At 39.6% G+C, this 24,412-nt stretch carries 24 protein-coding genes and 1 pseudogene; 10 read left to right on the top strand and 15 right to left on the bottom strand.

The window, feature by feature from the left end; translation table 11 throughout:
• Positions 1-53: 53 nt before the first annotated feature.
• The 3 genes and pseudogenes from SST111_RS03105 to gla all read right to left on the bottom strand — a co-directional run bounded on the left by SST111_RS03105 (position 54) and on the right by gla (position 1,921).
• Positions 54-662 carry an NUDIX hydrolase gene (locus SST111_RS03105; protein ID WP_099809986.1) on the bottom strand — a complete coding sequence of 203 codons (609 nt, stop codon included), beginning with the start codon at positions 660-662 and terminating at the stop codon, positions 54-56.
• A 129-nt stretch (positions 663-791) separates the two neighbouring features.
• Positions 792-944, bottom strand: a pseudogene (locus tag SST111_RS03100) (helicase HerA-like domain-containing protein); the annotation flags it as partial.
• Between the two features lie 131 nt (positions 945-1,075).
• Positions 1,076-1,921, bottom strand: coding sequence for an aquaglyceroporin Gla (gla, locus tag SST111_RS03095; protein WP_099809985.1), 846 nt, complete (start codon positions 1,919-1,921; stop codon positions 1,076-1,078).
• 139 nt (positions 1,922-2,060) lie between these two features.
• On the opposite strand from gla, the gene SST111_RS03090 reads away from it, so the two are divergent.
• A complete protein-coding gene (locus SST111_RS03090; RefSeq protein ID WP_099809984.1) occupies positions 2,061-2,861 on the top strand; it encodes a formate/nitrite transporter family protein in 801 nt (266 codons plus the stop codon).
• 33 nt (positions 2,862-2,894) lie between these two features.
• On the opposite strand, the gene SST111_RS03085 is transcribed toward SST111_RS03090, so the two are convergent.
• Complete coding sequence (locus tag SST111_RS03085) at positions 2,895-3,590, bottom strand: LrgB family protein (protein WP_180274021.1); 696 nt, start codon at positions 3,588-3,590, stop codon at positions 2,895-2,897.
• Entirely contained in the window at positions 3,583-3,963 is a 381-nt protein-coding gene (locus tag SST111_RS03080) for a CidA/LrgA family protein (RefSeq protein WP_002941098.1), read from the bottom strand. The genes SST111_RS03085 and SST111_RS03080 overlap by 8 nt, the downstream gene beginning before the upstream one ends.
• A 298-nt stretch (positions 3,964-4,261) precedes the next feature.
• On the opposite strand from SST111_RS03080, the gene SST111_RS03075 reads away from it, so the two are divergent.
• Genes SST111_RS03075 through SST111_RS03065 form a run of 3 tightly spaced genes read left to right on the top strand, consistent with a single transcriptional unit; the run spans position 4,262 to position 6,379 of the window.
• Positions 4,262-4,588, top strand: a complete 327-nt coding sequence (locus tag SST111_RS03075) for a PadR family transcriptional regulator (RefSeq protein ID WP_002937550.1) — start codon at positions 4,262-4,264, stop codon at positions 4,586-4,588.
• Positions 4,575-5,330 carry a DUF1700 domain-containing protein gene (locus SST111_RS03070; RefSeq protein WP_044684873.1) on the top strand — a complete coding sequence of 252 codons (756 nt, stop codon included), beginning with the start codon at positions 4,575-4,577 and terminating at the stop codon, positions 5,328-5,330. The genes SST111_RS03075 and SST111_RS03070 overlap by 14 nt, the downstream gene beginning before the upstream one ends.
• Positions 5,327-6,379 carry a DUF4097 family beta strand repeat-containing protein gene (locus tag SST111_RS03065; RefSeq protein ID WP_099809982.1) on the top strand — a complete coding sequence of 351 codons (1,053 nt, stop codon included), beginning with the start codon at positions 5,327-5,329 and terminating at the stop codon, positions 6,377-6,379. Before SST111_RS03070 ends, SST111_RS03065 begins: the two co-directional genes overlap by 4 nt.
• A gap of 49 nt (positions 6,380-6,428) precedes the next feature.
• On the opposite strand, the gene SST111_RS03060 is transcribed toward SST111_RS03065, so the two are convergent.
• Positions 6,429-8,888, bottom strand: coding sequence for a YhgE/Pip domain-containing protein (locus SST111_RS03060; protein ID WP_099809981.1), 2,460 nt, complete (start codon positions 8,886-8,888; stop codon positions 6,429-6,431).
• Positions 8,889-9,014: 126 nt separating this feature from the next.
• Here SST111_RS03060 and SST111_RS03055 point away from each other — a divergent pair, with 126 nt between their 5' ends.
• The 4 genes from SST111_RS03055 to SST111_RS03040 all read left to right on the top strand — a co-directional run bounded on the left by SST111_RS03055 (position 9,015) and on the right by SST111_RS03040 (position 12,171).
• Positions 9,015-9,548, top strand: a complete 534-nt coding sequence (locus SST111_RS03055) for a TetR/AcrR family transcriptional regulator (RefSeq protein ID WP_099809980.1) — start codon at positions 9,015-9,017, stop codon at positions 9,546-9,548.
• 83 nt (positions 9,549-9,631) lie between these two features.
• On the top strand, positions 9,632-10,615 hold the full coding sequence (locus SST111_RS03050) for an ABC transporter ATP-binding protein (RefSeq protein ID WP_099809979.1): 984 nt from the start codon (positions 9,632-9,634) through the stop codon (positions 10,613-10,615).
• Positions 10,608-11,387 (top strand): ABC transporter permease, encoded by a 780-nt coding sequence (locus SST111_RS03045; protein WP_099809978.1) that lies wholly within the window; start codon positions 10,608-10,610, stop codon positions 11,385-11,387. The genes SST111_RS03050 and SST111_RS03045 overlap by 8 nt, the downstream gene beginning before the upstream one ends.
• Before the next feature lies 1 nt (position 11,388).
• Positions 11,389-12,171 carry an ABC transporter permease gene (locus tag SST111_RS03040; protein ID WP_099809977.1) on the top strand — a complete coding sequence of 261 codons (783 nt, stop codon included), beginning with the start codon at positions 11,389-11,391 and terminating at the stop codon, positions 12,169-12,171.
• A 77-nt stretch (positions 12,172-12,248) separates the two neighbouring features.
• Here SST111_RS03040 and SST111_RS03035 read toward each other — a convergent pair whose 3' ends face one another.
• From SST111_RS03035 to SST111_RS12615, 4 genes are all read right to left on the bottom strand, one after another.
• Complete coding sequence (locus tag SST111_RS03035; RefSeq protein ID WP_099809976.1) at positions 12,249-13,088, bottom strand: Cof-type HAD-IIB family hydrolase; 840 nt, start codon at positions 13,086-13,088, stop codon at positions 12,249-12,251.
• 389 nt (positions 13,089-13,477) lie between these two features.
• Positions 13,478-15,052, bottom strand: coding sequence for an ATP-binding cassette domain-containing protein (locus SST111_RS03030; protein WP_099809975.1), 1,575 nt, complete (start codon positions 15,050-15,052; stop codon positions 13,478-13,480).
• A complete protein-coding gene (locus SST111_RS03025; protein ID WP_044776101.1) occupies positions 15,049-15,396 on the bottom strand; it encodes a hypothetical protein in 348 nt (115 codons plus the stop codon). The genes SST111_RS03030 and SST111_RS03025 overlap by 4 nt, the downstream gene beginning before the upstream one ends.
• 33 nt (positions 15,397-15,429) lie before the next feature.
• Positions 15,430-15,501: an SHP2/SHP3 family peptide pheromone gene (locus SST111_RS12615; protein WP_133057281.1), complete on the bottom strand. Its 72-nt coding sequence runs from the start codon at positions 15,499-15,501 to the stop codon at positions 15,430-15,432.
• Between the two features lie 81 nt (positions 15,502-15,582).
• On the opposite strand from SST111_RS12615, the gene SST111_RS03020 reads away from it, so the two are divergent.
• Complete coding sequence (locus tag SST111_RS03020; RefSeq protein ID WP_044754818.1) at positions 15,583-16,431, top strand: helix-turn-helix domain-containing protein; 849 nt, start codon at positions 15,583-15,585, stop codon at positions 16,429-16,431.
• A gap of 216 nt (positions 16,432-16,647) precedes the next feature.
• Here the strand turns inward: SST111_RS03020 and SST111_RS03015 are convergent, their stop codons facing one another.
• On the bottom strand, positions 16,648-17,880 hold the full coding sequence (locus SST111_RS03015; RefSeq protein WP_099809974.1) for a CapA family protein: 1,233 nt from the start codon (positions 17,878-17,880) through the stop codon (positions 16,648-16,650).
• A gap of 332 nt (positions 17,881-18,212) precedes the next feature.
• Complete coding sequence (locus SST111_RS03010; protein WP_099809973.1) at positions 18,213-19,151, bottom strand: dihydroorotate oxidase; 939 nt, start codon at positions 19,149-19,151, stop codon at positions 18,213-18,215.
• Between the two features lie 222 nt (positions 19,152-19,373).
• Between SST111_RS03010 and gdhA the strand changes: the two genes are divergently transcribed.
• The gene (gene gdhA / locus SST111_RS03005; protein WP_099809972.1) at positions 19,374-20,720 is read left to right on the top strand and encodes an NADP-specific glutamate dehydrogenase; all 1,347 of its coding nucleotides are present in this window, start codon (positions 19,374-19,376) and stop codon (positions 20,718-20,720) included.
• Between the two features lie 233 nt (positions 20,721-20,953).
• Here the strand turns inward: gdhA and SST111_RS02995 are convergent, their stop codons facing one another.
• The 3 genes from SST111_RS02995 to SST111_RS02985 form a co-directional block, all read right to left on the bottom strand.
• Positions 20,954-21,538 (bottom strand): DUF4352 domain-containing protein, encoded by a 585-nt coding sequence (locus SST111_RS02995; protein ID WP_180274020.1) that lies wholly within the window; start codon positions 21,536-21,538, stop codon positions 20,954-20,956.
• 10 nt (positions 21,539-21,548) lie between these two features.
• Entirely contained in the window at positions 21,549-22,397 is an 849-nt protein-coding gene (locus SST111_RS02990) for a mechanosensitive ion channel family protein (protein ID WP_099809971.1), read from the bottom strand.
• Positions 22,398-23,201: 804 nt separating this feature from the next.
• Positions 23,202-24,293 carry a tetratricopeptide repeat protein gene (locus SST111_RS02985; RefSeq protein WP_099809970.1) on the bottom strand — a complete coding sequence of 364 codons (1,092 nt, stop codon included), beginning with the start codon at positions 24,291-24,293 and terminating at the stop codon, positions 23,202-23,204.
• Positions 24,294-24,412: the final 119 nt, after the last annotated feature.

Raw genomic sequence — 24,412 nt, 5'->3', positions numbered from 1 at the left:
TTAGACGTCGCTGGAGAGAAACGGCTTATAGCCGGTGTACAAGCCACCCGTTTTCACGGGTGGTTATGACTTATGATTTCCGTAAAACGATGGGTAAATTGGGCGGTCATTCCCCAGATATTTTCTGGTAGATTTTCATAAAATGGGACGGAGCGTTTATGATGACTGAAAGGATAGTCAACTCCTCCTCTCAAGCGTTCAAAGGGAAAGTCACAATCTGGGACAATCTGTGAATCCAGTTGATAATAGACAGGGGCCGTTTTCAGCAAGGTTTCTAGTGGGACTGTAAAGAATCGAGCTACTTCATCATTGGGTTGAAGGGTCTGCCAGTCCAAGTGAAGTCGACCGACAAAACAGCGAATCGTTGAGCGACCGAAAACGAGATAATCGATTTCTCCCAGCAACTCAATTTGTTCCTGTTGAATGTCAAGTTCTTCGATAACCTCACGAATGGCTGCTTCTTCTGCTGTCTCCCCATCATCAATTCCACCACCTGGAAAGGAAACTTCCCCTGGTTGAGAAATGGACTCGCTCCGAATCTCGTATAAGACCTGCCACTGATTGTCTGACCAGACTAAGGGCAAGAAGACTGCATAAGAACGTTTTTCACCCAATGGCTGGGGCTGATAGTCTTTCAATAATGCCTGCAATTGATCAGTCATGGCAACTCCTTACTAACTAGTGGTTTACGTTTATTTTAAAGAATTTTGTGGCATCTGGCAAGAACTTTGTCTAGATATAGCCGAACGAATTTGCTTTCATACCCGGAACCGAGGTACAGACAGTGTAAGAATAGGGATTCCCGCATCACTCAACTGCTCTGCCAAGACCTTTAAGGTCACTGTCTTACCCATAGCACCTGCGATGGTTCCATGGCGATTGAGCCACTTGAGCTGCATCTCCGCTCGACTGCTTCCATAGCCAAAAGCAATAACATCTGACATATTCTAGCCTCTTTTCCGATTTTTTCTAGCTTTACTGTAGCATAACTTTTAGGAAAATAGCAGAGCAGACAACCGAATCACCTCAATATCCATAAAACAAAAAAGAAAAACCCGACGAATCGGGTTCACTATTAAAGATACAAGAATTTGAATAGTGCAATGGCGGCAATTGATGCGAGGATTGGAGCAACCACTGGCACCCAAGCATACCACCATTTTGAATCAGATTTTGATTCACCAAGTACTGTTTTTGGCAGGAAGTGGTGAAGAAGACGCGGACCAAGGTCACGAGCAGGGTTAAGAGCTGGACCAGTTGGACCACCGACACAGGCTACCAAGGCCATAACTAGGAAACCAATGCCTAAGTGAGCAACTGCAATTGAACCTGAAGTATATGGAGCAACCATTGTTTCAGCGACTGTCTTGTCATAGCCTTGTTCAATGATTTTACCAACAAGCTCTGCACCAAAGAAATTCTTAGTCAAAGCAAGTGCTCCGAAGAACAATACAAATGAACCAGCGAACTCATTTAAGAAGCCATTAATAGTTGCAGCTTTACGGCTTTCTTTCGTTCCGTTATCAAGCGCACTGATAGTTGAGAATGAGCCAAGAATATGGTTAGAATTTTCAGTTTTCAAGAAGTAAGGTTTATACACTGCTACAACCACTAACTGACCAAACATTGCACCTAACAATTGCGCAACGATATACTGTGCAACATGTTCCCAAGGGAAGAGACCTGAAACAGCCAAACCAAGTGTAAAGGCTGGGTTGATATGGTTACCAGAAACGTTACCAAACATCAATGCTGGCATCATAACTGCCAAACCATAGCCAATCGCAATGAGAATCCAACCAGAGTTGTTTCCTTTTGTGCCTTTTAAATCAACGTTTGCAACTGTACCATTACCAATGATAATAAGGAGTGCAGTCGCTAAAAATTCAGTGATATATTTCACTGTCCATGTAACATCCATATTTTTCTTATATTTCCTTTCAAAAGTTAAATTTTTTTGGACAACAACCATTTTATCAAGTATAATAAACAAAGTAAAGCCATTCGACAAAAAGAAAACGTTTACTCAAAAAAGTAGTAAATTCAGTAAGGAGATTAGGATGGGAGCTAACCAAGAGACATTAATGTATACACTTGAAAAGAGTATCCAGAAAAAAGCAGATTTGTTTGAACACAGTTTTTCTGCCTACGCTGTACGATCGATACTAGCCAGTCTTTATTTAGGATTGGGGATTGTCATTTCTCTTTATACAGCAGACAAACTCAACCATATTGCAGAAGGACTCGGAAAATTTAGCTATGGATTGATGTTTGGTTGGGGGCTACTCATGATTTTATATATGAATGCCGAACTAGGAACATCCAACATGATGTATATGACAGTAGCCAGCCATCGAAAAATGATTCCTACTAAAACAGCCCTCAAGATGTTGGCAACCTGTATCTTCTTTAACTTTGTCGGTGCTGTCCTTGTTTGTTACTTGGTTTCACTGACTCTACCTTATCAACACGTTGATGCTCATAGCTACCTATTTGAAGCGACAGTGACAAAACTAGAAAAAACACCTTTGACTCAATTTATTGAAGGAATTTTTGCTAATATTGTCGTGAATATCGGCGTATTTACCTTCTTACGCATCAAAGATGATGCTGGGCGTCTCATTTCCGTTATTTTCATCATCTTTATCTTTGCTTTCTTGGGATATGAGCACGTCATTGCGAACTTTTCACTCTTCTCCCTGGCCTTTTTTGCAAATGGTGGACCAGTTGAGGGAATGACTCTATTAAGTGTACTAAGCAATTTCCTCTTTTCTGGATTAGGAAACTACGTGGGGGGCGGTCTCTTTATCGGACTTCTTTATAGTTGGTTGAATCATCAATCCAAACTTTATGTAGACTAAAAAACTACGGTTGGAATTCCAATCGTAGTTTTTTTATTGTAAGATAATCTGCGCAACTATAGGACTAATCACCACATACATGATACCTGTAATCCCAATAGCTAAGCCAGCCATCGCCCCTTGCGTATGCCCATATTTTATCGCTGTACCCGTTCCAATGGCATGTCCTGTTCCTCCCAAAGCAAGACCAACAGCTACCGGATCTTCAATTTTTAGTAGCTTTAAAAAGACCGGACCAAGAACACTTGTCAGAATTCCTGTTGCAACAACGACTACAAGAGTAACAGTTGCTATTCCTTGCATTTTATCAGTAATACCAACAGCCATAGCAGTGGTGACTGATTTTGGAAAAAGAGAGATTGCTAGAAAAAAATCCATTCCAAACCATTTTGCAATTAGGGCAGTAAAGACAGTATTGACAATACAGGCAACAAAAATTCCCAAAAGAATACTTCGAATGTGATGTTTCATTAGATGGAAAGAACGATACAAAGGAATACCCAGAGCTACTGTTGAAGGCACAATAAGCATATTTAGATAGGAACCTCCTGCATAATATTCCTTATAGGAAATACCTGTCATTTTTAAAAAGACAATAATCAATCCTGTAGCTACCAACAGTGGGTTTGTGATTGGATGAGGAAATCTCCGATAGATCAGCATTCCAATTAAATATGCTGCAATTGATAACATAATACCAAAAATAGGATTTGAAAAAAGTTCAGTCATGAATTCCCTCCGTATCAATGTAGTCACCTTCAAACTTTTGCTTCACAAATTGAACAACAAAACCAATTACTAAGATATTTAAAAAAATGGCGCCTAAAATGACGATGATAATAGGAAGTAAATAATCTTTAATTGCATCAAATCTCTCCATAATGCCCACCGCTGCAGGCAAAAAAAGAATGGTCATATTAGCCAGCAAAAAATTTCCAACCGTATGAATGTGGCGAAGACGAATCAATTTGAACTCTAGGGCTAAAAATAGGAGGATTAAGCCAATAATACTTCCCGGAATAGGAAGATGAAAAATAGTCGAAATAGCTTCCCCTAAAAATGAAAATACTAGAATAATCATAAACTGAACATATAGTTTCATCTTTACACCACCTTAAATACTACTAATCCATCTGAGGTCATTCTCTTTTAGTCCAGAAAATCCCTTAATGTTAGTACTATTATTAAGTTTACTACTCTGAAAATATTTTTCAAGGCTATAAAACGTTTACACATTAAAAATTTGTCTTAAGCTATTTTATTTATTTTGCACATAATCACTTGACAATTTATTTTTGTAGGTGTATATTTTATATATAACAAGTTTTGATATATAACAAAAATCAAATATATGTCAAATCTAAACCTACCTACACAAGCATCAAGGAAAGGAGTGTCCTATGCATTTTCCAGTCCCCGCAGTGCTGACAGAATTTCTCATCATGGCTATTTTGGAATCCGATGATTCTTATGGTTATGAAATCTGTCAGACCATCAAATTAATTGCCAACATCAAGGAGTCCGCCCTCTATCCCATCCTAAAACGATTGGAGCAAAATGACTTTTTGACTACTTATTCCCAAGAATATCAGGGTCGTATGCGCAAGTATTATAGTCTAACTCAGTTAGGTCACGAAGAATTGGTCCGACTCAAAGATGACTGGGATACCTATACAAACACGATAAACGGCATCATAGAAGGGAGCGTCCGCCATGACAAGAACTGAATACATGGAGCAGTTAGAAAAACATCTCAAAAAACTGCCCCACAAAGAATACTTTGAAGCCATCAGCTTCTTTAATGAGTATTTTGACGAGGCTGGACCAGAGCATGAAACAGAAATTATAGAAGAACTTGGTTCACCAAAAGAAGCTGCCAGCGAACTCATTAACAACATGCTCAACAAGCAAATCCAGGAGGAGAAGGATCAACAAGAACCTATTCAACTCAACTGGAAACTCTGGGTTGGTCTGGGAGCCTTAAGTATGACAGGTCTCTTCTCTTTCTTCCTACTCTTTATCATGGGAGAGTTTATCGGAGTCATTCCTCTGTTTGCGACTCTTATCCTCGGCGCCTTTTTCCTCGGTCGCTACTTCCGTAATTTTAGCCAAACAAAACGAACGCTCTGGTTGGCTATCCTAGCTGTCATTTCCCTGCCTATCGCCATTCCACTTTTGCTCATTCTCCTAGCTAGTCTATTGGGATTGGTGGCGCTCATCTTGGCCCTCATTGTCGGTGCCTTTATTTTGGGTGTCGGACTTCTCACCAGCGGTGGCTATCTGATTTGGGAAGCCTTTAGCCTTATGTCAGAAGGTTTCAATATCTTCCTCATGGGGTTTGGCTCAGGTTTGTCTTTGATTGGCGGAGCTATTCTCATCTACATCTTGACTGGATTTTTTGCCTACTGGTCTTGGCGACTGGTCAAGGCTTGCTTCAAATGGATCTTGAAACGAGGTAAACGAGCATGAAAAAGAAACTTACCATCGCCATTATTATCGGCTTTGTCAGCCTGATTGCAGGCTTAATTCTAGCTGGAATTGGATTTTTTACAGGAGGTATAACCCGCTTAGAAGAGGTTGCTGCTCCAACGGAAGTCCATAAGACCTTCACAGATTTGAATACCATTAAAATTGACTTTATCCCCCACAGCGTCTATATCAAGGAGTCTAGCGATAGCAACTACCATGTGACCTATGCCAACTCCGACAACAATATCCAAACCCCTCTAAAACTCAGTGAGAAAGACGGCGTCTTAACCCTCTCTGCACAGGAACTAAAATTTGCCATTGAGGGAATCATGCAGTATCTGGGAGAAAGGTTGGCCCAACGTCGCATCAATGTCTTCTCAGTCACCATTGAAGTGCCTAAAGGGAAGACACTGAATAAATTAGAGGGAGATCACTTCTATAAGTCTGCTAGTTTCGTGATTGAAAATGTCCATATCAAAGAAATTGACCTTTCAGGTGGTGTCGATTTTGACAAGGTGACCATTGACAGCGGCCAGATTGAAGCAGGCTACTTCCAAGCAACACAATCCACTCTAAAAGATATGCACATCAACCTCCAGGAAAGCAGTGTCCGCCTATCTGAAACCAGTTTGGAAAATGTGACCATCGAGGGCTATAGCCAGCTGGATAGCAGACAAACGACTCTTCTTGGCGACAATCGCTTCACCCCGTCCGATACCTACTCCTCTACGACATTTTTGGATGTGACGGACAAGAGCCTGGCAGATAGCAACTTGCTCATCACTAACCAGATCGACAAGAAAAAGTTAGTAGAAGCCCAAGGTTACTACTATGAAGATGGGGAGGATTTGGGAGAGATGGTTAACCAAGACCCTTACTTACAAGAGCGACTCGGGGAAATCGGCATTTTCACTAGCGATAAGTACACCAAATTCCCTGTCAAGACAGAAAACGATCTACAGACCCTAACCCTAGAAAACAAAGGTAGCAAGAACAAACTGACCATTGAAGCCACCAATGCGACAATCAATTTAGGGACACCAAAATAACCACATCAACCAAAAACCAACTGTTCACATGGAGCAGTTGGTTTTCTAATTATTCATTATTCTGATTATAAATCAAAAGACCTAGTCCCATGAAGCCTACTAAGAAGAGGCTCAGTATCCAAACTTGATGACTACTATTTCCAATCATAGAAATGGTTTGACGAAGACCTGACACAGAATAGGTCATTGGAAGATAGGGCTGAATGACTTGGAAGAAGCGTGGGCTGAGTTCAATTGGATAGGTACCTGCGCTTGAGCCAAGCTGTAGTAACAAGAGAATTAAACTGGCGAAGGATCCGAAACGATTGTTCCAGCCTACCAGGGCTGTAACGAGGGCCATGAAGGTCCATGAGGCTAAGAGGATTAATCCCAAGGTTGCCATTGGATGAGCCGGTTCGATTCCAATCAAGCGAAGAACATCGTACAGAATCAATGCTGCTAGGCTGGCAATGGTCCCATTGAGCAAGAGTTTTCCTTTGGCCCAGTCCCAACGGTTCTTGTAGGAGCGATTATCAATGTGTTTGACAAAAATAACATTCGCTGATAAGGCTGCAACCATTAGGGCAACAGACACCATGTAAGGAGCCATTCCGACACCGTTGGTTTTCACATCATCTTTGTCACTGTGCTCCAAGGTGACTGGTTGAGAAACTGCTTGTGCATTTTTGTCTTCTACAGAGACGACTGATAGTTGTTGACTGGCTGAGCTGAGTGAATTCGTCAGGGTTTCACTACCTGTACGAAGACTGGAAATACCGCTTGTCAAGGTTTGACCGCCACTAACCAACTGTTCTGCACCAGAAATCAATCGCTGACTACCCGAAGCCAGTTGTCCTGAACCGCTGACAAGTTGACTGGAGTTGGCAGCCAAGGTTGCCAATCCTGATGTTAACTGGCCACCTCCAGATTGGATGCTACTGTTGTTTGCAACCAACTGGGCTCCACCCTCTGCTAGTTGGGCAACACCTGCGGTATAGGCTGTTACTCCTGACATGAGCTGACTTGCTCCATTTGATAATTGCGTTTGAAGTTGACTCACACCACTCGTCAAGGCTTGAGTTCCTGGTAGAACTTGTTGGTTCAAGGCGGTGTTGACCTGACTCAAGCCACTTGATAGGTTTTCAATGGCTGTTGTGGCGCCTGGCAATGCTTGATTGGCAGCCGTGTTGATCTGACCGACAGCTGATTGCAGCTGGCTCATTTGTGTTGCCATGCCAGAAAGACTTTGTAAGCTTGATAAGGCTTGACTGAGTTGCGACAATTGGTCCAAAATCGTTTTGGCTACTGTCGCTGTTGCCGAAGGTGAGTTTTGGAGGGCTCCAACCAATTCAGCTTGCTGATCAGCTGTCAAGTTTTGATAGGTAGCCGTTGCTTGCAAAGCTTCAATGCTGGCTGTTTTATCAGCTTGGGCTGCAGTCAACAATCCTTGAGCCTGAGCCCCCATCTCTGTCAAGAGGCTAGATAGAGTAGAGGTATCTACTGCAACTCCTCCCATACTTGATAGGCTATCATTTAATTGGTTGATGGCCGCTTGCAACTGAGGAAGCCCTGTCAATAAAGCCTGTATCTGACTAGACTGTTCAGCAGACAAACTAGTTGAACTAGCGAGTTGCTCCAAGCCTGCCTGCAATTGATTGGCTCCTGTTACCAGTTGTTCGACCTGACTTGCTCCTGTTTGCAATTGTCCCACCCCAGCGATGAGCTGAGAGGAATTGGCATTTAATTGCTCTGCACCTGAAGCAAGACTCGCTACCCCATTTGTGTAGGTTGTTAAGCCACTGGAAAGTGTTTGACTTCCTGAAGCAGCCTGATTGACTCCATCTGTATAAGACACAACTCCAGTAGCCAATTGGTTTGCTCCTGTCACCAGTGATTGACCTGATGAAGATAAGGTAGATAAGCCTGATGATAGAGTCTGACTTCCGGTTTCTAATTGACTAGCTCCATCTGTCAATTGTTGACTTCCATCTGCTGCCTCAACCATGCCGTTTTGAATCTCTCCCATGCTGTCAAAAACAGCCGAGGTGTATGTTTCAGTAATCGTCTCTGAAACAGACGCTTTCAATTTTTCCATGGCTGATTCGCCCATCTTAGAAGCGACAAAGCTGTGACCTTTAGAGGTTTGGTAAGAAATTGTTAGTGGTTCAGGCTGATCCGTCAAGAGACTGGATGCTTTTTCTGATAAATCTTCTGGTAGGGTAATGACCATGTAATAGTCCCCTTCTTCCAAACCTTTTTCCGCATCTTTTTCTGATACAAAGTGGAAATCCAGGCTCTTGCTCTCTTTCATATTATCCACCATATCATCACCAATGGTGAGGGTTTTATCTTGAAAGCTCGCCGACTGGTCTTGATTGACAACTGCTACAGGCAACTGGTCTAGTCGGCCGTAAGGGTCCCACATAGAGGTTAGGAAACTAATGTTATATAAGGCTGGGACACAGGAAACACCGAGAATGGTGATCAAGGTCATTGGTTTTTTGAAAAAATTCTTTACTTTTTCCGACATAAGAACCTCCTTTAGACATCCTGTCCAAAAACTGATAAAATATATTATACAAGTATCATTTTCAAAATCAAGTAATATGAATCGTTTTTTTGGACAATGTGTCTAAAAATGTATAAAAGGAGCAAAATGGGAACAGATAATCGGAAAGAACGAACTCGTCAAGCCATTTTAGAAGCAATGGTGACTTGCCTAGAAACTCAAGGATTTAACGAAATTACAACCACCCACCTCGCTCAAACAGCAGGAATTAGTCGCTCTAGTTTTTATACCCATTATAAGGATAAATATGAATTGATTGACTCCTATCAACAGGGACTTTTTCACAAATTAGAGGCAAAATTTGACCGTTATGATGGCAATCGCCAATCATCATTTTTAGAAATTTTCGAATTGCTCTATCGTGAAAAATTACTCTCAGCCCTACTAACTCATAACGGAACTCAAGAAATCCAAAATTTTCTTATCAATAAAGTTAGATTATTGATCGCAAACGATTTAGCTGAGCGTTTGGGAAAAGAAGATTTATCTCCACTTGAAAAAGAATACAGCAGCATCTATTTTTCGCATGCCTTCTTCGGTATCATGCAGGTTTGGATAAAAAATGGAAAGCAAGAATCTCCTCAATATATGACCGATTTTCTAATCAAAATGTTACCGTAATCATTATTTTCTACCTTCACCCCCTTAAGAAATATGGTATAATAGTCTTATCGTGCAAACGTTTTCTTAAAGGAGATGATAAAATGATTCAAGCTGAACATCTATCAAAAACCTATTCCATCATAGATAAGGAAGTCGGTCTCAAAGGTTCGATTAAGGCCTTTTTCAAACCCAAGAAAAAGAAAATTCCTGCCGTCCAAGATATTTCCTTGCAGGTCAAAAAAGGCGAAATCATCGGCTATATCGGCTCCAATGGTTCCGGTAAGTCGACCACCATCAAAATGCTGACTGGTGTTCTCTATCCAGACCAAGGCTCCGTCCGCATCAATGGGCTCAACCCACAAGAAAACCGCAAGGCTGTCAATAAGCAAATCGGCGTTCTCTTTGGACAAAAATCTCACTTGGATTGGAACTTACCTGTCCAGGAATCCTTTATTCTCCACGCAAAAATTTATGATGTCCCAGATGCGATTTTTAAGGAAAGACTAGCTGTCTTGATTGATTTATTGGACTTGGCTGATATTATGAAGCAACCAATCCGTAATCTGTCACTCGGCCAACGGGTTCGCTGTGAATTTGCGGCTATCTTTATCCACCAGCCTGCCGTTGTTTTTTTGGACGAACCAACCATCGGCTTGGATGCCAGCGTCAAGGAGACCATTCGCTCCTTCATCCGCTATATGAACCAGCAATACCAGACCACTTTTCTGATTACCTCCCACGATATGAAGGACATCGAAAGCCTCTGTGAACGGATTTTTATCATTGATAAGGGAAAAAAAGTCTACGATGGTTCTCTGACCGTCCTCAAAGAACGCTTTTCCACAGTGAAAACCATTCTCTTTTCCACAGAAAAGCCGATTGAAAAAGACTTGCAACTAGAAGGCTGGAAATTTGAACAAATGGATGACTTTCACTTTGAAATCCACTACCAAAGCAAGCTTTGGACCAGTGCCCAGGTAATTGAGCAAGTTTTCAATCATTATGCCATTGAGGATGTCACCATGAAGGAATTGGAAATTGAAACCATGGTCCGTCAGATTTATGAGGAGGGTATCCATGCGTAAATATCTCTACATGACCCGCCTGACCATGATGAATGCTATGCAGTATAAGGCTTTCTTTCTAGCGACTTTCGTTTCACTGGCAGTGAAGATTTTGGTAGCTCTCTATGTCTGGAAAACCATTTTCTTCACTCAACCAGAAGTCAATGGCTTTACCCTACAAACCTTTACTACATATATCATCTTTGCTAATCTACTAGCCAGTTTAAATTCTTTCTCACTCGGAGAAGATTTGTCCCATAGCATTTTAAAAGGAAGCATTGCTGGAGAATTTCTCAGACCCTATTCCTTTATTCTAGCCCTCTTTTTCAAAGACCTTGGAAATAAGCTCTTGGAACTGATAAAGTTTGCTATCGTATTTATCGGTATCTTGCTTGTTCATCAAGATTTCTACCTGCCTGATGGCCAGACCATTTTGCTCTTTCTAGTCAGCTCCATCCTCGGTATGTTTATCGTTCAACTACTGGATATGGCATTCGGTTTTTTGGCATTTTTTACTGTTAATGCCTGGGGAGTCATGCTTCTGAGAATGGGACTTTTCAATCTAGCCTCTGGGGCACTATTGCCACTCAGCTTCTATCCACAGGCTGTGGAAAACTTTTTGAAACTCCTTCCCTATAATTATGCGGTTAACGTTCCAGTTTCCATTTTATTGGGACAGGAAAGCGATCTAAGGGCTTTGGGGTTGCAAGTTGTCTGGATACCATTCCTCGCTCTCTTCATCGCTGCTCTTTGGTCTCAGGCCAAGCGTCGTATTGTCATTTTTGGAGGTTAACATGAAGAAATATATCAGCCTCTATCTCTATAATATCAAGGTCTACATGATGGCCCAGATGTCCTTTCGGGTGGACTTCTTCATCGGGCTTTTCTCCTCGTTGATTGAACAAATTGTCTACTTGATTTTCCTCAATATTCTTTTTGGAAATATCAGGGAAATCGCTGGTTTTAACTACGGTCAAATGCTTTTCATCTATGGAATAGCCACCGTCGGACGATCCATTCACCTGATATTCTTTGACAACCTTTGGATGTTTGGCAGTCGCTACATCCGACAAGGCGAATTTGAACGCCTCCTCCTCATGCCTGTCAATCCTCTTTTTCAGCTTATCTGTGAACGAATTCAACCTCAAGGAATCGGAACAACCATTATCGGTTCCCTTGCACTTGTTCAGGCTTCAAATGAGCTAGGCATGGAATGGAGTCTTGGAAAACTAGCCTTACTAATCTTTATTGCCATTTGTATCGGCCTACTCTATGCGACCATTCAATTAGGGCCCACGGCCCTAGCCTTTTGGATTGTTGAATCTTTCCCTCTGACCATGGGGATTTTCTCCCTCAATCAAATGGCTCAATACCCACTCAATATTTATCCAAAAATCATTCAAATCCTGCTAATATTTGTTTTCCCCTACGCCTTTACCGCTTATTTCCCAGCCCTCTACTTCTTAGACCTGTCTATGTGGGGACTGGCTCTGCCACTGGTGGTAGTGGTCCTATTTTCTATCAATTATAAACTCTTCCGCTACGGCATGACCAAGTTTACCAGCGTTGGAAATTAAAACAAGGCTCTCAGTGCTTGAGAGACCTTGTTTTTTATACTAGAGCATGAGGATATATAAAAATACTCAAGGATTTTTTACTCTCCCTTGGTTTCCGACAACCAATTTTCCAAGACCTGCATGACCCCTGCCTCCAGATGGCTGGGAGCTCGGTACTTGGCTACTGCCTTGACCTTGTCTGTTGCATTTTCCATGGCATAGGAATGCCCAGCATAGGCTAAGAGTTCCAAATCATTGTCCGAATCTCCAAAAGCCATGACCTGCTCTGCCTGTATTCCCAAGTCCTGTAAGACCTGCTCCAGGCCCCAGGCCTTGTGGATCCCCGCCGGCAAAATGTCCACCGAGCCATAGCCACTGGTCACTGCCATCAGCTGACCTTGAAAAGCCTGGTTAAACTCTTCCGTTATCGATTCTACACGCGCTTCAGGAACCCAGAGACCAACCTTGTATATTGACTCTGAAACTGGATAGGCACTGAGGTCGTCTAAATATATCACACGATTTTGGAAGGCAGCCATCTGAGCTGGTTCTATTGGCAAATCCGTCCCTGCAAATGGCATACCTGCCCCAGCCTGCATATAAATATTATCATCATTCGACAACATCAGACATACATCCGCCCAACGGCCTTTGAAAAAATGCAGTATTGCTTCGACTTCCACTTGCTGAATAGCCCGACGAATGAGTGTTTTACCCTGATGATAGACATGGGCACCATTATCAGCCACGAAAATCAGTCGATTTTCAAATCCTTGGCATAATTGTAGTAATCTACCTATTCCATTGCCACTAGCGATAACAAAAGGAATCTTTTTCTGATCTAGTTGATCCAAAACCCGTGAAAATCGCTCTCTATCAAAACTCCCCTGACCATCTAAAAAGGTCCCATCCATGTCTGTCGCAATCAACTTTATCATACAATCTAACCTTTCCCTTTCAAGGGGGTGCAAAAACCATGTAGGGTGTGCATCTTAAATCCTAGTATAATTTCTTTTATTATACCACACAGTTAGCATGAAACATAATCCCCAAAAATTAAGAGAGGCTTTTTAATGCTACCGAAGAATGTAAAGTGTATTTTTTCGACATTTCTTAATATCTTTAGTTATCAATAAATTTTTTAGTTCATCCAAAGTTACTCCGTGGTCTATATCACTACCCCAATAAAATCTAACTATTCTTTTGGGACATACCTGTGAGTATTGAGAATTAACTTCACCAATGCAATCGAATAATTTTATTACCACTATGAATAATCTTATAGTCACTAAAAAATTGACTCGAACAACTAATGTTTATTCTAATTTCAATTAATCGTTTCAATATCAATTATATCATCAAAGAACGACTCTTCTATTTTCCTATGACTTACCATAACGACGGTTTTATTTTGGTAATATTTTTTTAAAATAGTCATTAATTGAGTCTGCATTTCTAAATCTAAAGCAGAATCTATTTCATCCAATAATAAAACTTCATATTGATTGATTATACCTCTGGCAATCAATATCTTTTGCTTTTCCCCACCTGACAACTTATCCCCAAAATCACCTGGTTTTCTTTCAGACCATCCATGTACATCTTGAATAAGAGTTGTCATTTTTAATTCTGCGATTAGGTTCATTAACAAGGCATCATCAACCTTATCCAAAGGGTATATCATGTTCTCTTTCAAAGTACGATCAAATAAAGTCATCTTTTGTGATAAATACCCTATTTGTTCTGAAGATAAATAATGCGTAACGCTTCCAGAATCAGGAGTAATCATCCCTTTTACTAACTTTAATAAAGTTGACTTTCCCGTTCCATTTTTTCCTCTAATTAAAATAAATTTTCCTCTTCGAATGCTGAATGTTAAATTATCAAAAATTTTCTTATCACCATGGGAAAATTGAACATTTTTTAAAGAAATCAAACTATCTGTATCTGTATTCTCATGTGATATAGATACCTTATTTAATCTACCAAAATCAATTTTATCTAAAGCTAAATCTAATCGATCTAGGGATTCTAAAACAGATAAAAATTGTTTGCCAAATCCGTTCATATGAATAGATGAGTAAACTAAGACTAGGATATAAGCCATACTACCATCACTACTTTTATTTAATACTAATACAATCATGACAACAGTCATAACTGATAGAATTAACTGTAACAATAACTGATGACTATCTATCCTTTTTTGTAGATTAAAATATGTTTTTTGCTCTTCGCTTAAAATTGTATCGTATTTCTTAGTTTCAAAAAATTGTCTAAATGTAGAAATAATTACCTCTACATTTTGAAAATAATCAACAAAAAAGGAATTGGTCTCACTAGTTGAATCCAACGCATCTTGAATCAGGCGAACATTATCTTTTGAAAATACAATAGATAGCCATAGATAAAGACTACAAAATAATATATAAACGCCACCAATAAAAATATCATAGGTTATAAGCGAAAATGCGTACAAAGAGATAATCAATATAACATTTAAAATAAAACTAATACTTTCATACTGTAGCGATCTAGCTGAGTATGAAATTTCAGATGCTAAATTTTGAACTTCTCCTAAATTCATATCAACGAACTTAGAATAACTTTTATCTGATATGTCCTTAAAAACAATAGATTTCGAAACTTTTCTGACTTTTTGCAACATATAATTTTTCGGAAACGCTACAAATGATACAGATAAAAATGATAATAAAAGTAAGAATAGATAAGTATAATCTATAGTTGATTTAGTAAATGAAAAAAGTTCAGATATTAAAAAAGGCTGGATTCCTATCAATAAGAATAAAATGACTATGATGCCTACATAGATACAAACTTGAGTAATTCCTATACTTTTAATTAATTGTCTAAAAAAACTTATTGTTCGCTTTTTATTCATTCTATCCCCTCTTCATTTATAATAAATTCTTCTAAAGTTGTTGCTGGCGAACTCAATGCTCTTTTTAAAACTAATCTCCAAGTTTGAAAATCTGCATCTTTCCACTTACTTCTTTCTTTTATATAATCAATGATTTTCCTAAACTCATCTTGTTTCATATCTTTTCCATAAATACTAAATAAAAATTCAGCAATTGCCGCTCCACTATTATAATAATCCGATTGCTGTATATTCCGATATAAATGATTTAACTTAAAAGAACTTGGTAATAAATTATTAGAACTTAACCCAATAATTATAGGCTCTATTTTCTCTAGTCCTGATTTAAAAGTAACCTTAGGCATATGCCTAAAGAATTAGGTGTACACCTAATCGATTTACCCACCAACAATGATAATGATGTCCATAATCAATACCAAAATCGGGATAAGTTTTGATATTTTCTTCATACTTGGACTTCCTTTCCGTTTTTATTTATTGTACAATAAATAAAACTAGTTCAATTTTTTGTTGGGAAAGTGGGAAATCCGATGAAATTACATCTTGGAAAAACTTTGAGAAAAGTAAGACAAGGAAAACAAATCAGTCTATGTTCTCTAGCAGATGAGCATCTTTCTAAATCACAAATATCTCGTTTTGAACGTGGAGAGTCAGAAATATCTTGTGTTCGACTTATCAATATTTTAGACAAATTAAACATTTCTCTAGATGAATTTCTTATTCTTCATGATAGTGATTATACCAACACAGAATCATTTGCTAAATTAATGCAGTATATTCGTAAACAATATTCATCGCAAAATATAGATAATATAGCCTCATTACTTTCAAACTCTTCAAAATATAATTTAAATCCGTATGTGAGAACTATGGTAAAGTCCATTCTACATACACTAGACAGTAACATTGTTCCATCAGATGAAGAGTTGCTTCAACTAACAGACTATCTCTTTAAAATTGAAAACTGGGGTTACTATGAAATCATTTTATTAGGTAACTGTGTGCGAACAATTAATTACGACTCCTACTTCCTATTAACAAAAGAAATGCTACATAATTACATCTATTCTTCATTAAATAAAACCAATAAGCAAATCGTTACTCAGCTAGCTATAAATTGTTTCATTCTTAGCATAGATATGGAAAAATTTTCAAATTGTTCCTATTTGATTAGTGAGATAAAAAAATTATTAGACAATGAACTAAACTTTTATGAACAAACTGTTTTTCTTTATGCTACTGGCTACTTTGAATTTAAGCGATCAGGTAAAGGAATTGAAAAAATGAAACAAGCCATACAAGTGCTCAATCTTTTAGGAGAAGACAAGTTAAAATTACACTATACTAGCCATTTTGATAAACTGGTAAATAAAAAATAAGGGGAATATTTCTCTAAAATTTAACGATTTACAAATCAAGGGTGTCTCAATGAGAAGTCATCCTTCCCTTCAACCTCTCCCTTTGACCCATCTACTGCTGAGGATAGATAAAAAGCCTTGGAAACAACTACTTCCAAGGCTTTCTCTATATTCTGTTTTATCAATTACCGAACTCTTACTTCGGTCGCAATCAATCCAACTTCCATCGTCTTCTCCTTACCATTCTAATCCTACAAATGCATTCATTTCCTGATAGGCCTCCTCTATCCGTGCCTGAGTAGCCGCATCCAATTGCCCATAGTAGGGACCACCAGCGACCCAGTCTTCCAATACATAGGTCTGATAGCTAAAACGCTCATAACCATCCAGTGAATACGTTCCCTGAGAGATACGATTCACCCAGGTTGGATGGGCTTGAGCAGTTTGAATACTTGTCTGCCCATTCTCTTTTTGAATCCTTATATCCATCAAGACACCCCGCTCGGTCCACTGGGAATTTGGTGTATCATCCATGCTTTCAATACGCTGATTGGACAGGAAATTTCCCATCGAATAGATAATCAATTTTCTCTGACCATCTTTTTCAATAATCTCTGCGGGCTCGACTACATGCGGATGCCCACCAAGAACGATGTCTGCTCCCCAATCAATCATTTGATGGTACAAACTGGTCTGTTCCCCCGTAGGCTCCAACTGGTATTCCACACCCGTCTGAGGCATGACGATGGTAATATCTGCCTCTTTCTCAGCTCGCTCAATCTCTGCCCGCATCTTTTCTTGATCAAAATCCGATAAATAGGCATCATATTCCTCCTGACTCAGCAAAGCCTCCATCCCATTGAAACCGTAAGCATAGGCTAGGACAGCTATACGGATACCATTGACTTCCCGAATGTAGAGTGGTGCAGTTGCCCGATTGCCTTCGGCGTAGACACCGACTGTATCCACACCTGCATCTCTAAATGTATTGACAGTGGAAATTAGCCCTGATAGATGTGAGTCCAAAATATGATTGTGGGCTAAGTCCACCAAATCGTAGCCTGCATCATGGATATTGTTGGCGACAATGGCAGGCGCATTAAAAAGTGGGTAACCTGCTAGCTCAAAATCTGGGGAAATGGTCCCTTCAAAGTCAGCAATGGCCAGATCAGCCTGCTCGATCCAGGGCTTGACATAGGTAAAATTCTCCGAAAAATCATACTGACCGTCTGCCAACTCCGCCCCACGAAGGATGGGAAGGTGATAGAGCAAATCCCCATGAGCCATGATGCGAACAGAATTATCTGAGTGCATTGATTCTGATGCCTGATTCAGCCTAGGAACTAGGTGCTCGCTTACAATAATAATCGCCAAGATAATAGTCGCTAAGCCACAAATAAAAAACAAATGCATCTTTGTCCGATAGGACGCATATCGTTTTCTGCGAATATAGTTCGCTCTTTTCTCCATACCTTTACCCTCATACTCCCTACTTAAGAACCTTTGTTCAAAATACAGTCAGTAGTCCCTCAAAAAAATATTTCTTCCATAAAAGTACATCACTTATAAATAGAGGTTCTAATATTAGTATACGACATTTTTGCTAAAAAATCTAAATAAAATCAGAATTCCATCCCAAAAATATATGTTTCTGACTATGTATTCCATTCCTCAAACGATTATCAAACCGATCTTCACAGACCATTTAAAAAGAGCTAACATTATCCCCTCGTGACTCCCTAAAAGACTATCTGGGAGAACAGTACAATGTTAGCTTCTTTTTATGTCTTCAACAGATGTTCTCAATCATCTAAGTGCTGTAGCTTGCCACGAAAATCTTCAATGGTCTCGTAGCCTTTTTCAGCCATGATGGCCTGCAATTCAGCCGTAATGCGTTCAAAGGCTGCCACACCTTCCTTTTGCAGGGTTGTTCCAACTTGAACCATGCTAGCTCCACAGAGAATGTGTTCGAAGGCATCCCGACCTGTCAAGACGCCACCAGTCCCAACAATCTGAATCTCCGGTTTCAAACGTTGGCAAAAAGCGTGGACATTGGCAAGAGCAGTCGGCTTGATATACTCTCCACCGATACCACCAAAACCATTTTTAGGCTTGATGACAACTGACTCATCCTTGATATAAAGACCATTTCCAATCGAATTGACACAGTTGACAAACTTGAGCGGGAATTGATTGAAGATAGCGGCTGCTTGGTCAAAATGCACAATATCGAAATAAGGTGGTAACTTAATACCGAGTGGTTTGGTAAAGTAAGTGAAGACCTCCTGCAAGATGGTTTCTGTCGTTTCAAAATCATAGGCAATCTGCGGTTTTCCAGGGACATTGGGACAAGAAAGATTTAACTCTGTCAGCCCCTTAAAATCACTGGCTTCTACAGTTCTCAAAATCTCGTGAGTCTCATCAGGCGACATTCCAACTAAAGATAAAACAAATGTGCGTTCTGGCTCCGTTTCCTGCAATTCTAGTAGATAATCCAAATAGTAAGCCAAGCCCTGATTTGGTAAGCCCATCGAATTGATAGAACCAAGCGGAACATTCTGATAACGTGGTTCTGGATTACCCGCGCGGTAGTCCAAGGTTGCTGTTTTTGTCACAAAAGTACCCGCCTTCGAGTTCTTAACCGCATCCAATTCTTCCTTGGTCATGCACCAAACCCCTGCCGCATTCATCAAACAATTATCAAAGGTAAATCCACCGAGTGTCGTTGCTGTTGAAACCATCTTATCCTCCATATAGGTCATTCTTTCTTGATTATATCATAAGAAACAAACGGATTTTCTTCATTTACTACTAACGTTCGGATTTTTTAATAAAAATTTATTAATTTTTTTAAAATTCTTGCATTTTTTTCTTTACATTTAAAAATCATGGTGCTATAATAATTATCAGATAAATTAAATTGTCAGACAATTTAATAAATAAAAAAGAAATCAGGTGACCCTATGTCAAATGCCAAAGCTTACATCCAAGCTTCTTTTGAAGCAGTCAAAGCCCGCAACCCACATGAAACAGAATTCCTCCAAGCTGTAGAAGAGCTCTTCTCTACACTTGAGCCTGTTTTTGAAGCACACCCAGAATACATCAAAGAAAACATCTTGGCCCGTATTGTTGAGCCTGAGCGTATCATCAGCTTCCGTGTTCCATGGACAGATAAAGATGGAAATGTCCAAGTCAACCGTGGCTACCGTGTTCAGTTCAACTCAGCTGTAGGTCCTTATAAAGGCGGTCTTCGCTTCCACCCAACTGTAAACCAATCCATCTTGAAGTTCCTCGGTTTTGAGCAAATCTTCAAAAACGTCTTGACTGGTCTTCCAATCGGCGGTGGTAAAGGTGGTTCAGACTTTGATCCTAAAGGAAAAACTGATGCTGAAATCATGCGCTTCTGCCAAAGCTTCATGACTGAATTGCAAAAACACATCGGACCTTCACTTGACGTCCCTGCTGGTGACATCGGTGTCGGTGGTCGTGAGATTGGTTACATGTACGGTCAATACAAACGCCTCCGCCAGTTTGATGCAGGTGTCTTGACTGGTAAACCTCTTGGCTTCGGTGGTTCATTAATCCGCCCAGAAGCAACTGGTTACGGTTTGGTTTACTTTACTGACAATATGTTGGCAGCAAACGGTAAATCCTTCAAAGACCAAACTGTCCTTATCTCAGGTTCTGGTAACGTTGCCCAATATGCTGTTCAAAAAGCGACTGAACTTGGTGCAAAAGTTATTTCTGTTTCAGACTCAAATGGATATATCATCGATGAAACTGGTATTGACTTTGACCTCTTGGTGGACATCAAAGAAAAACGCCGCGCTCGTTTGACAGAATACGCTGCAGAAAAAGCAACTGCTAAGTACTTCGAAGGTTCTGTATGGAACTACGATGGCAAGGCTGATATTGCCCTTCCATGTGCGACTCAAAACGAAATCAACGGCGAGCAAGCTGCTGCCCTTGTGAAAAACGGTGTATACTGTGTGGCTGAAGGTGCCAACATGCCATCTGACCTTGATGCTATCAAAGTTTACAAAGAAAACGGCGTTCTTTACGGTCTTGCAAAAGCTGCCAACGCTGGTGGTGTAGCCGTATCTGCCCTTGAAATGAGCCAAAACAGCCTTCGTCTTTCATGGACTCGTGAAGAAGTAGATGGTCGTCTCAAAGACATCATGGCAAACATCTTCAACACCGCTAAAGAAACTGCTGAAAAATACGACCTTGGTACAGACTACCTTGCAGGTGCTAACATCGCAGCCTTTGAACAAATTGCGGATAGCATGATTACCCAAGGTTTGGTATAAGCTTACTTTTAGTTTACTAAGCTATAATAAAAATGCCCCAAAATTGACGTGCCAATTTTGGGGGTATTTTTCATTAAAAGAAGAGGAGAACAGTGGATAAACATGTTCTCCTTTTTAAAATGTAAAAATAACAGATAGGTCGGATATAGTACAATTACCAAGCCGAACAATCTGAACCAAGGGGCGTTGTAAACCCGTAAATTGTGCAGTATTTAAAACTTTTTCTACAGCAATTAGATACCTTCTGCGACTAATTCCGTCCACATGGCATCTTCGTAGGTAAAACCAAAGTTTGTTTCATTATCTATACCGTAGATAAGTTTTACTTGTACTTTCTCTCCTGGATTCAGCTTTTCAACTAGATTCACATCATAGGTCCGCAAATCCAGAGTAAAGGGAATCTGACTAACGGGATCCATGAGACTGAAATAGTATTCGTCAAAATAGAGTTCTTCTGCGGTCGAATTTTCAACTTCCATTTCAACAACATAAGCTGTGCTATAGTAGCTATCTACTAGTTCTACGCTATCGTCTTTGCCCATAGACGTTACTGTCACATGAAGACCATCTGAAAAATCAACAGCATCTCCCACTTGATATTCTGTGTAGGTCTTCGTATCATCGAAATAACCCTCTGAATCCCAAGAATCACTTGTACCTGACAAGCTTAAACCGATCATAAAAATAAAACAGGTTACTCCTAGGATGAAAGAAAGGACTGCACCAGCAATGGTTGTCCAAAAGAGAGGCTGTTTGTGCAAGGGTTTCTTCTTATAATACATCTGCCCATTTTCAACGACAAAATCTTTTGTTTGCATCATAAACTCCTTATTTTAAAACGGTTGGCCCACTTGAAGGTAAATCTATTCCTGCTTGACGCAGGGCATCTTGATAAAAACCAAAGAATTGATGATAGATCTTGTTCTGTTGACCGTTGGCTACGAAAAGATTAATACGAAATACAAACTGTCCCGAAATAGCGTTTTGGGGACCTAATACAGTCACACCTGTAATCTGGTCAAAATTGCTGATTTCTCTCAAATTGACCTCTTCTATTGCGCGATAGACTTGTTCCAAATCGGTATTAAATTTGAGCGGAATATCGATTTGAGCACGCATGTCCCCTCTTGACTGATTGGACACCACTAGAATGTTGCGATTGGGAATAAAATGCAATGTCCCATCTGCATCACGTACTTGTGTTGTTCGGATTCCCATGCTAACGATGGTTCCTGAAATGGTAATGGGCCCGTTGGTTAACTTAACCACATCTCCGACGTCAAACTGTCGTTCAATTAAGATAAAGAATCCATTGACCAAGTCTGAGAGAAAACCTTGTGCGCCCAGCCCAACAGCTACCCCAGCAATCCCGGCTCCTGCAAGAAGACTGGACACCGGTAAACCGAGGATACTCAAAATACAGTAGATAAGGATAAAGTAGAGTAGGTAATTTAGGATGCTTTCCACCAGACGACTGATGGTCTTCTGGCGACCAATGTCTTGTGTAGATACCTTTAGGGAGGGAACCAAAACCTTTTTCACAGAAGATTTGGCTATCTTCTTGATAATGTAAAATGCAACAAAGAGTAAAACAAGCGATAAAACCTTATTTAGACCTGCTGTCACAATGGCCTCAATATTAAATTGAGACAAATACTTGGTAATAAAATCATTCATGAGATAATTATAGCAGAAAAATGGGGAAAAACTGAAAACAAACTCAATCCTAAATCATTCACACCTTCTTCAAGATTCTCCTACATAACAAAAAATCCTCAGAAATGAGAACCACTCCCAATCATTTCTGAGGATTTTAACGTTTTATTACCATTAAGACTCGGTGAAATAGGAAGAACAGTTCCTATTTTCTAAAAAAGGGCAGACTCACCCCTTGGTGCGCTCATCAATTTTAAAAAATAGCTTATCTTATCCGTCGAGTAACTGCCTTCCCGCCTGAACGACGACAGGTATAGTAGTTTGAATTAGGAAAATGACAACTTTAAGTTATAGTGTCAATAACCCACTCCTAAAATAACTTTAGAGTTCTCAGATTGATAAATTTGATAAATTGATAAACTTATACTTAACAAAAATCAAAAACAAACCATGCTAGCTTAGAACAAATGTTCTATCTCCACATGCCGAAACGAACTATTCGTTTTAGCTCCAACTTCGAAACTATTCCCCAACCTTTAGAAATAGTTTGGTTTTGATTTTTCTTCTTAACCATCTTACCCGCTATATACGTCTTCATATCACGTTTCTATTCGTAATGCTACGATTTCGTTATCCCTTCACTATCTTGGTTTCTAGCATCAGACTTAGAAATTGCTATCAAGGTCACCGATATAAGGAGTCCCTAGAAGACTTCCCTCTCAGATGGGCGACATGTCCGTCGTACTACAAAAAATCCGAAGTATTCGATTAGAAGAACACTTCGGATTAACTACCTATAGCTAGCTTAATGACAATGCCTCACTCCTACATTTTTTTCCACTCTGAATAGAGCTTAACAATCTCTCTCCAAGTAGATTCCTCTGCTTCTTTTGCTTGTGTATAAGAACTGTTGGCGCTATGAATGTAAAAAGCCAAACCTATTGCAATACAGATACTCAGAAAAATTCCAGAACTTCTAAGAAATACACAAAGTAAAAGTAACACGATACCAGTGAATTTATTAAACAACAATCCCCAATCCACTAACTTAGCATTAGAGAGATCACCCTTTGCTTTTGCATATCTAGTGGCTGCTGATTGACAAGCTATGACGTTCTTTCCTTTACTCGATTCCGGAACCTCCAATGCCATTCCATACCCTTTTCTTGCCATATCATCATTTGTTAATTTTAAAGGATAATATGAATCGCTTTCTGTCCTATCTATAAAACCAGATAAATTATAAAAATACTGACCAGAAATGAAAGCTTTAGCTTCTTCAATAAAAAATTCAATACCTATCTCTTCGGTATAACGTAGGTAATTTTTCAATAATGTTTCTAGTTCATTTCCCTTGGAAGCTGCCGTAATCTTATCCATTTCCTCCTCGCCAGTAAATATTAAGTTATACATAGCAATATACTTACTTCGATAAATCGCAGGATTTTCAGGACGTAGAATAAGTGCCTCATTTACATAGCGTAAAGAATCCTTATAATGGTGAGCATCATTATACACCCATCCAGCTAAAATTAAACTATCTACCTCTGTATCGTCTTTCCGAAACTCAAAAACTTTTTGCATGGCTGTTACTGCCAGGTCGTATTGTTTTTCGTTATAATAGTTCGCAGCCTTTTCTAGCCACATATCGAATTTAACTTTATCCTCATCCACCACTTTCTTTTCGACTATAGGTGCTTGTAATAATAGCTCATCATATTTGGCTTTAGTTGTCTCTGAAGAAAACACTTCAAACGCTTGCTTAACCAAGTCCAAGATTCTATTTGATATATCGGGAGTTTGTTGAAGACGGCTGATAGCAACACTCTTCTTCTCTTCTAGTTTCCTTTTAATTTGTTCTACAGATAGGCTCTGTGCAATATTCAATTCGTCATAAAAATTAATTAAATTCTCCATAATAAACACTCCGCCACAAATACGCTCATGTGGCTCAAATAAGATAGAATCAAGCGAGCGCCCCTTGATATAACTTTAAGTATTACAAGCTACTATAACACTTCAGTTCATATAACATC

Origin of the sequence: Streptococcus suis YS161 (assembly GCF_002760245.1) — a bacterium.
Lineage (GTDB): Bacteria > Bacillota > Bacilli > Lactobacillales > Streptococcaceae > Streptococcus > Streptococcus suis_I.
Note: the sequence above shows the minus strand (reverse complement) of the source record. Positions and strands in the feature narration are given on the sequence as shown.

Bases quoted from the DNA above. Each gene is read 5' to 3' on its own strand.
- SST111_RS03080 (WP_002941098.1), bottom strand. From the start codon at position 3,963: ATGAAACTATATGTTCAGTTTATGATTATTCTAGTATTTTCATTTTTA.
- SST111_RS03045 (WP_099809978.1), top strand. From the start codon at position 10,608: ATGCGTAAATATCTCTACATGACCCGCCTGACCATGATGAATGCTATG.
- SST111_RS02995 (WP_180274020.1), bottom strand. From the start codon at position 21,538: ATGCAAACAAAAGATTTTGTCGTTGAAAATGGGCAGATGTATTATAAG.
- SST111_RS03060 (WP_099809981.1), bottom strand. From the start codon at position 8,888: ATGTCGGAAAAAGTAAAGAATTTTTTCAAAAAACCAATGACCTTGATC.
- SST111_RS03050 (WP_099809979.1), top strand. From the start codon at position 9,632: ATGATTCAAGCTGAACATCTATCAAAAACCTATTCCATCATAGATAAG.
- SST111_RS03055 (WP_099809980.1), top strand. From the start codon at position 9,015: ATGGGAACAGATAATCGGAAAGAACGAACTCGTCAAGCCATTTTAGAA.
- SST111_RS03065 (WP_099809982.1), top strand. From the start codon at position 5,327: ATGAAAAAGAAACTTACCATCGCCATTATTATCGGCTTTGTCAGCCTG.
- gla (WP_099809985.1), bottom strand. From the start codon at position 1,921: ATGGATGTTACATGGACAGTGAAATATATCACTGAATTTTTAGCGACT.
- SST111_RS03035 (WP_099809976.1), bottom strand. From the start codon at position 13,088: ATGATAAAGTTGATTGCGACAGACATGGATGGGACCTTTTTAGATGGT.
- SST111_RS02990 (WP_099809971.1), bottom strand. From the start codon at position 22,397: ATGAATGATTTTATTACCAAGTATTTGTCTCAATTTAATATTGAGGCC.
- SST111_RS03025 (WP_044776101.1), bottom strand. From the start codon at position 15,396: ATGCCTAAGGTTACTTTTAAATCAGGACTAGAGAAAATAGAGCCTATA.
- SST111_RS03030 (WP_099809975.1), bottom strand. From the start codon at position 15,052: ATGAATAAAAAGCGAACAATAAGTTTTTTTAGACAATTAATTAAAAGT.
- SST111_RS03015 (WP_099809974.1), bottom strand. From the start codon at position 17,880: ATGGAGAAAAGAGCGAACTATATTCGCAGAAAACGATATGCGTCCTAT.
- SST111_RS03040 (WP_099809977.1), top strand. From the start codon at position 11,389: ATGAAGAAATATATCAGCCTCTATCTCTATAATATCAAGGTCTACATG.
- SST111_RS03085 (WP_180274021.1), bottom strand. From the start codon at position 3,590: ATGACTGAACTTTTTTCAAATCCTATTTTTGGTATTATGTTATCAATT.
- SST111_RS03075 (WP_002937550.1), top strand. From the start codon at position 4,262: ATGCATTTTCCAGTCCCCGCAGTGCTGACAGAATTTCTCATCATGGCT.
- SST111_RS03090 (WP_099809984.1), top strand. From the start codon at position 2,061: ATGGGAGCTAACCAAGAGACATTAATGTATACACTTGAAAAGAGTATC.
- SST111_RS03010 (WP_099809973.1), bottom strand. From the start codon at position 19,151: ATGGTTTCAACAGCAACGACACTCGGTGGATTTACCTTTGATAATTGT.
- SST111_RS03105 (WP_099809986.1), bottom strand. From the start codon at position 662: ATGACTGATCAATTGCAGGCATTATTGAAAGACTATCAGCCCCAGCCA.
- SST111_RS03070 (WP_044684873.1), top strand. From the start codon at position 4,575: ATGACAAGAACTGAATACATGGAGCAGTTAGAAAAACATCTCAAAAAA.
- SST111_RS03020 (WP_044754818.1), top strand. From the start codon at position 15,583: ATGAAATTACATCTTGGAAAAACTTTGAGAAAAGTAAGACAAGGAAAA.
- SST111_RS02985 (WP_099809970.1), bottom strand. From the start codon at position 24,293: ATGGAGAATTTAATTAATTTTTATGACGAATTGAATATTGCACAGAGC.
- gdhA (WP_099809972.1), top strand. From the start codon at position 19,374: ATGTCAAATGCCAAAGCTTACATCCAAGCTTCTTTTGAAGCAGTCAAA.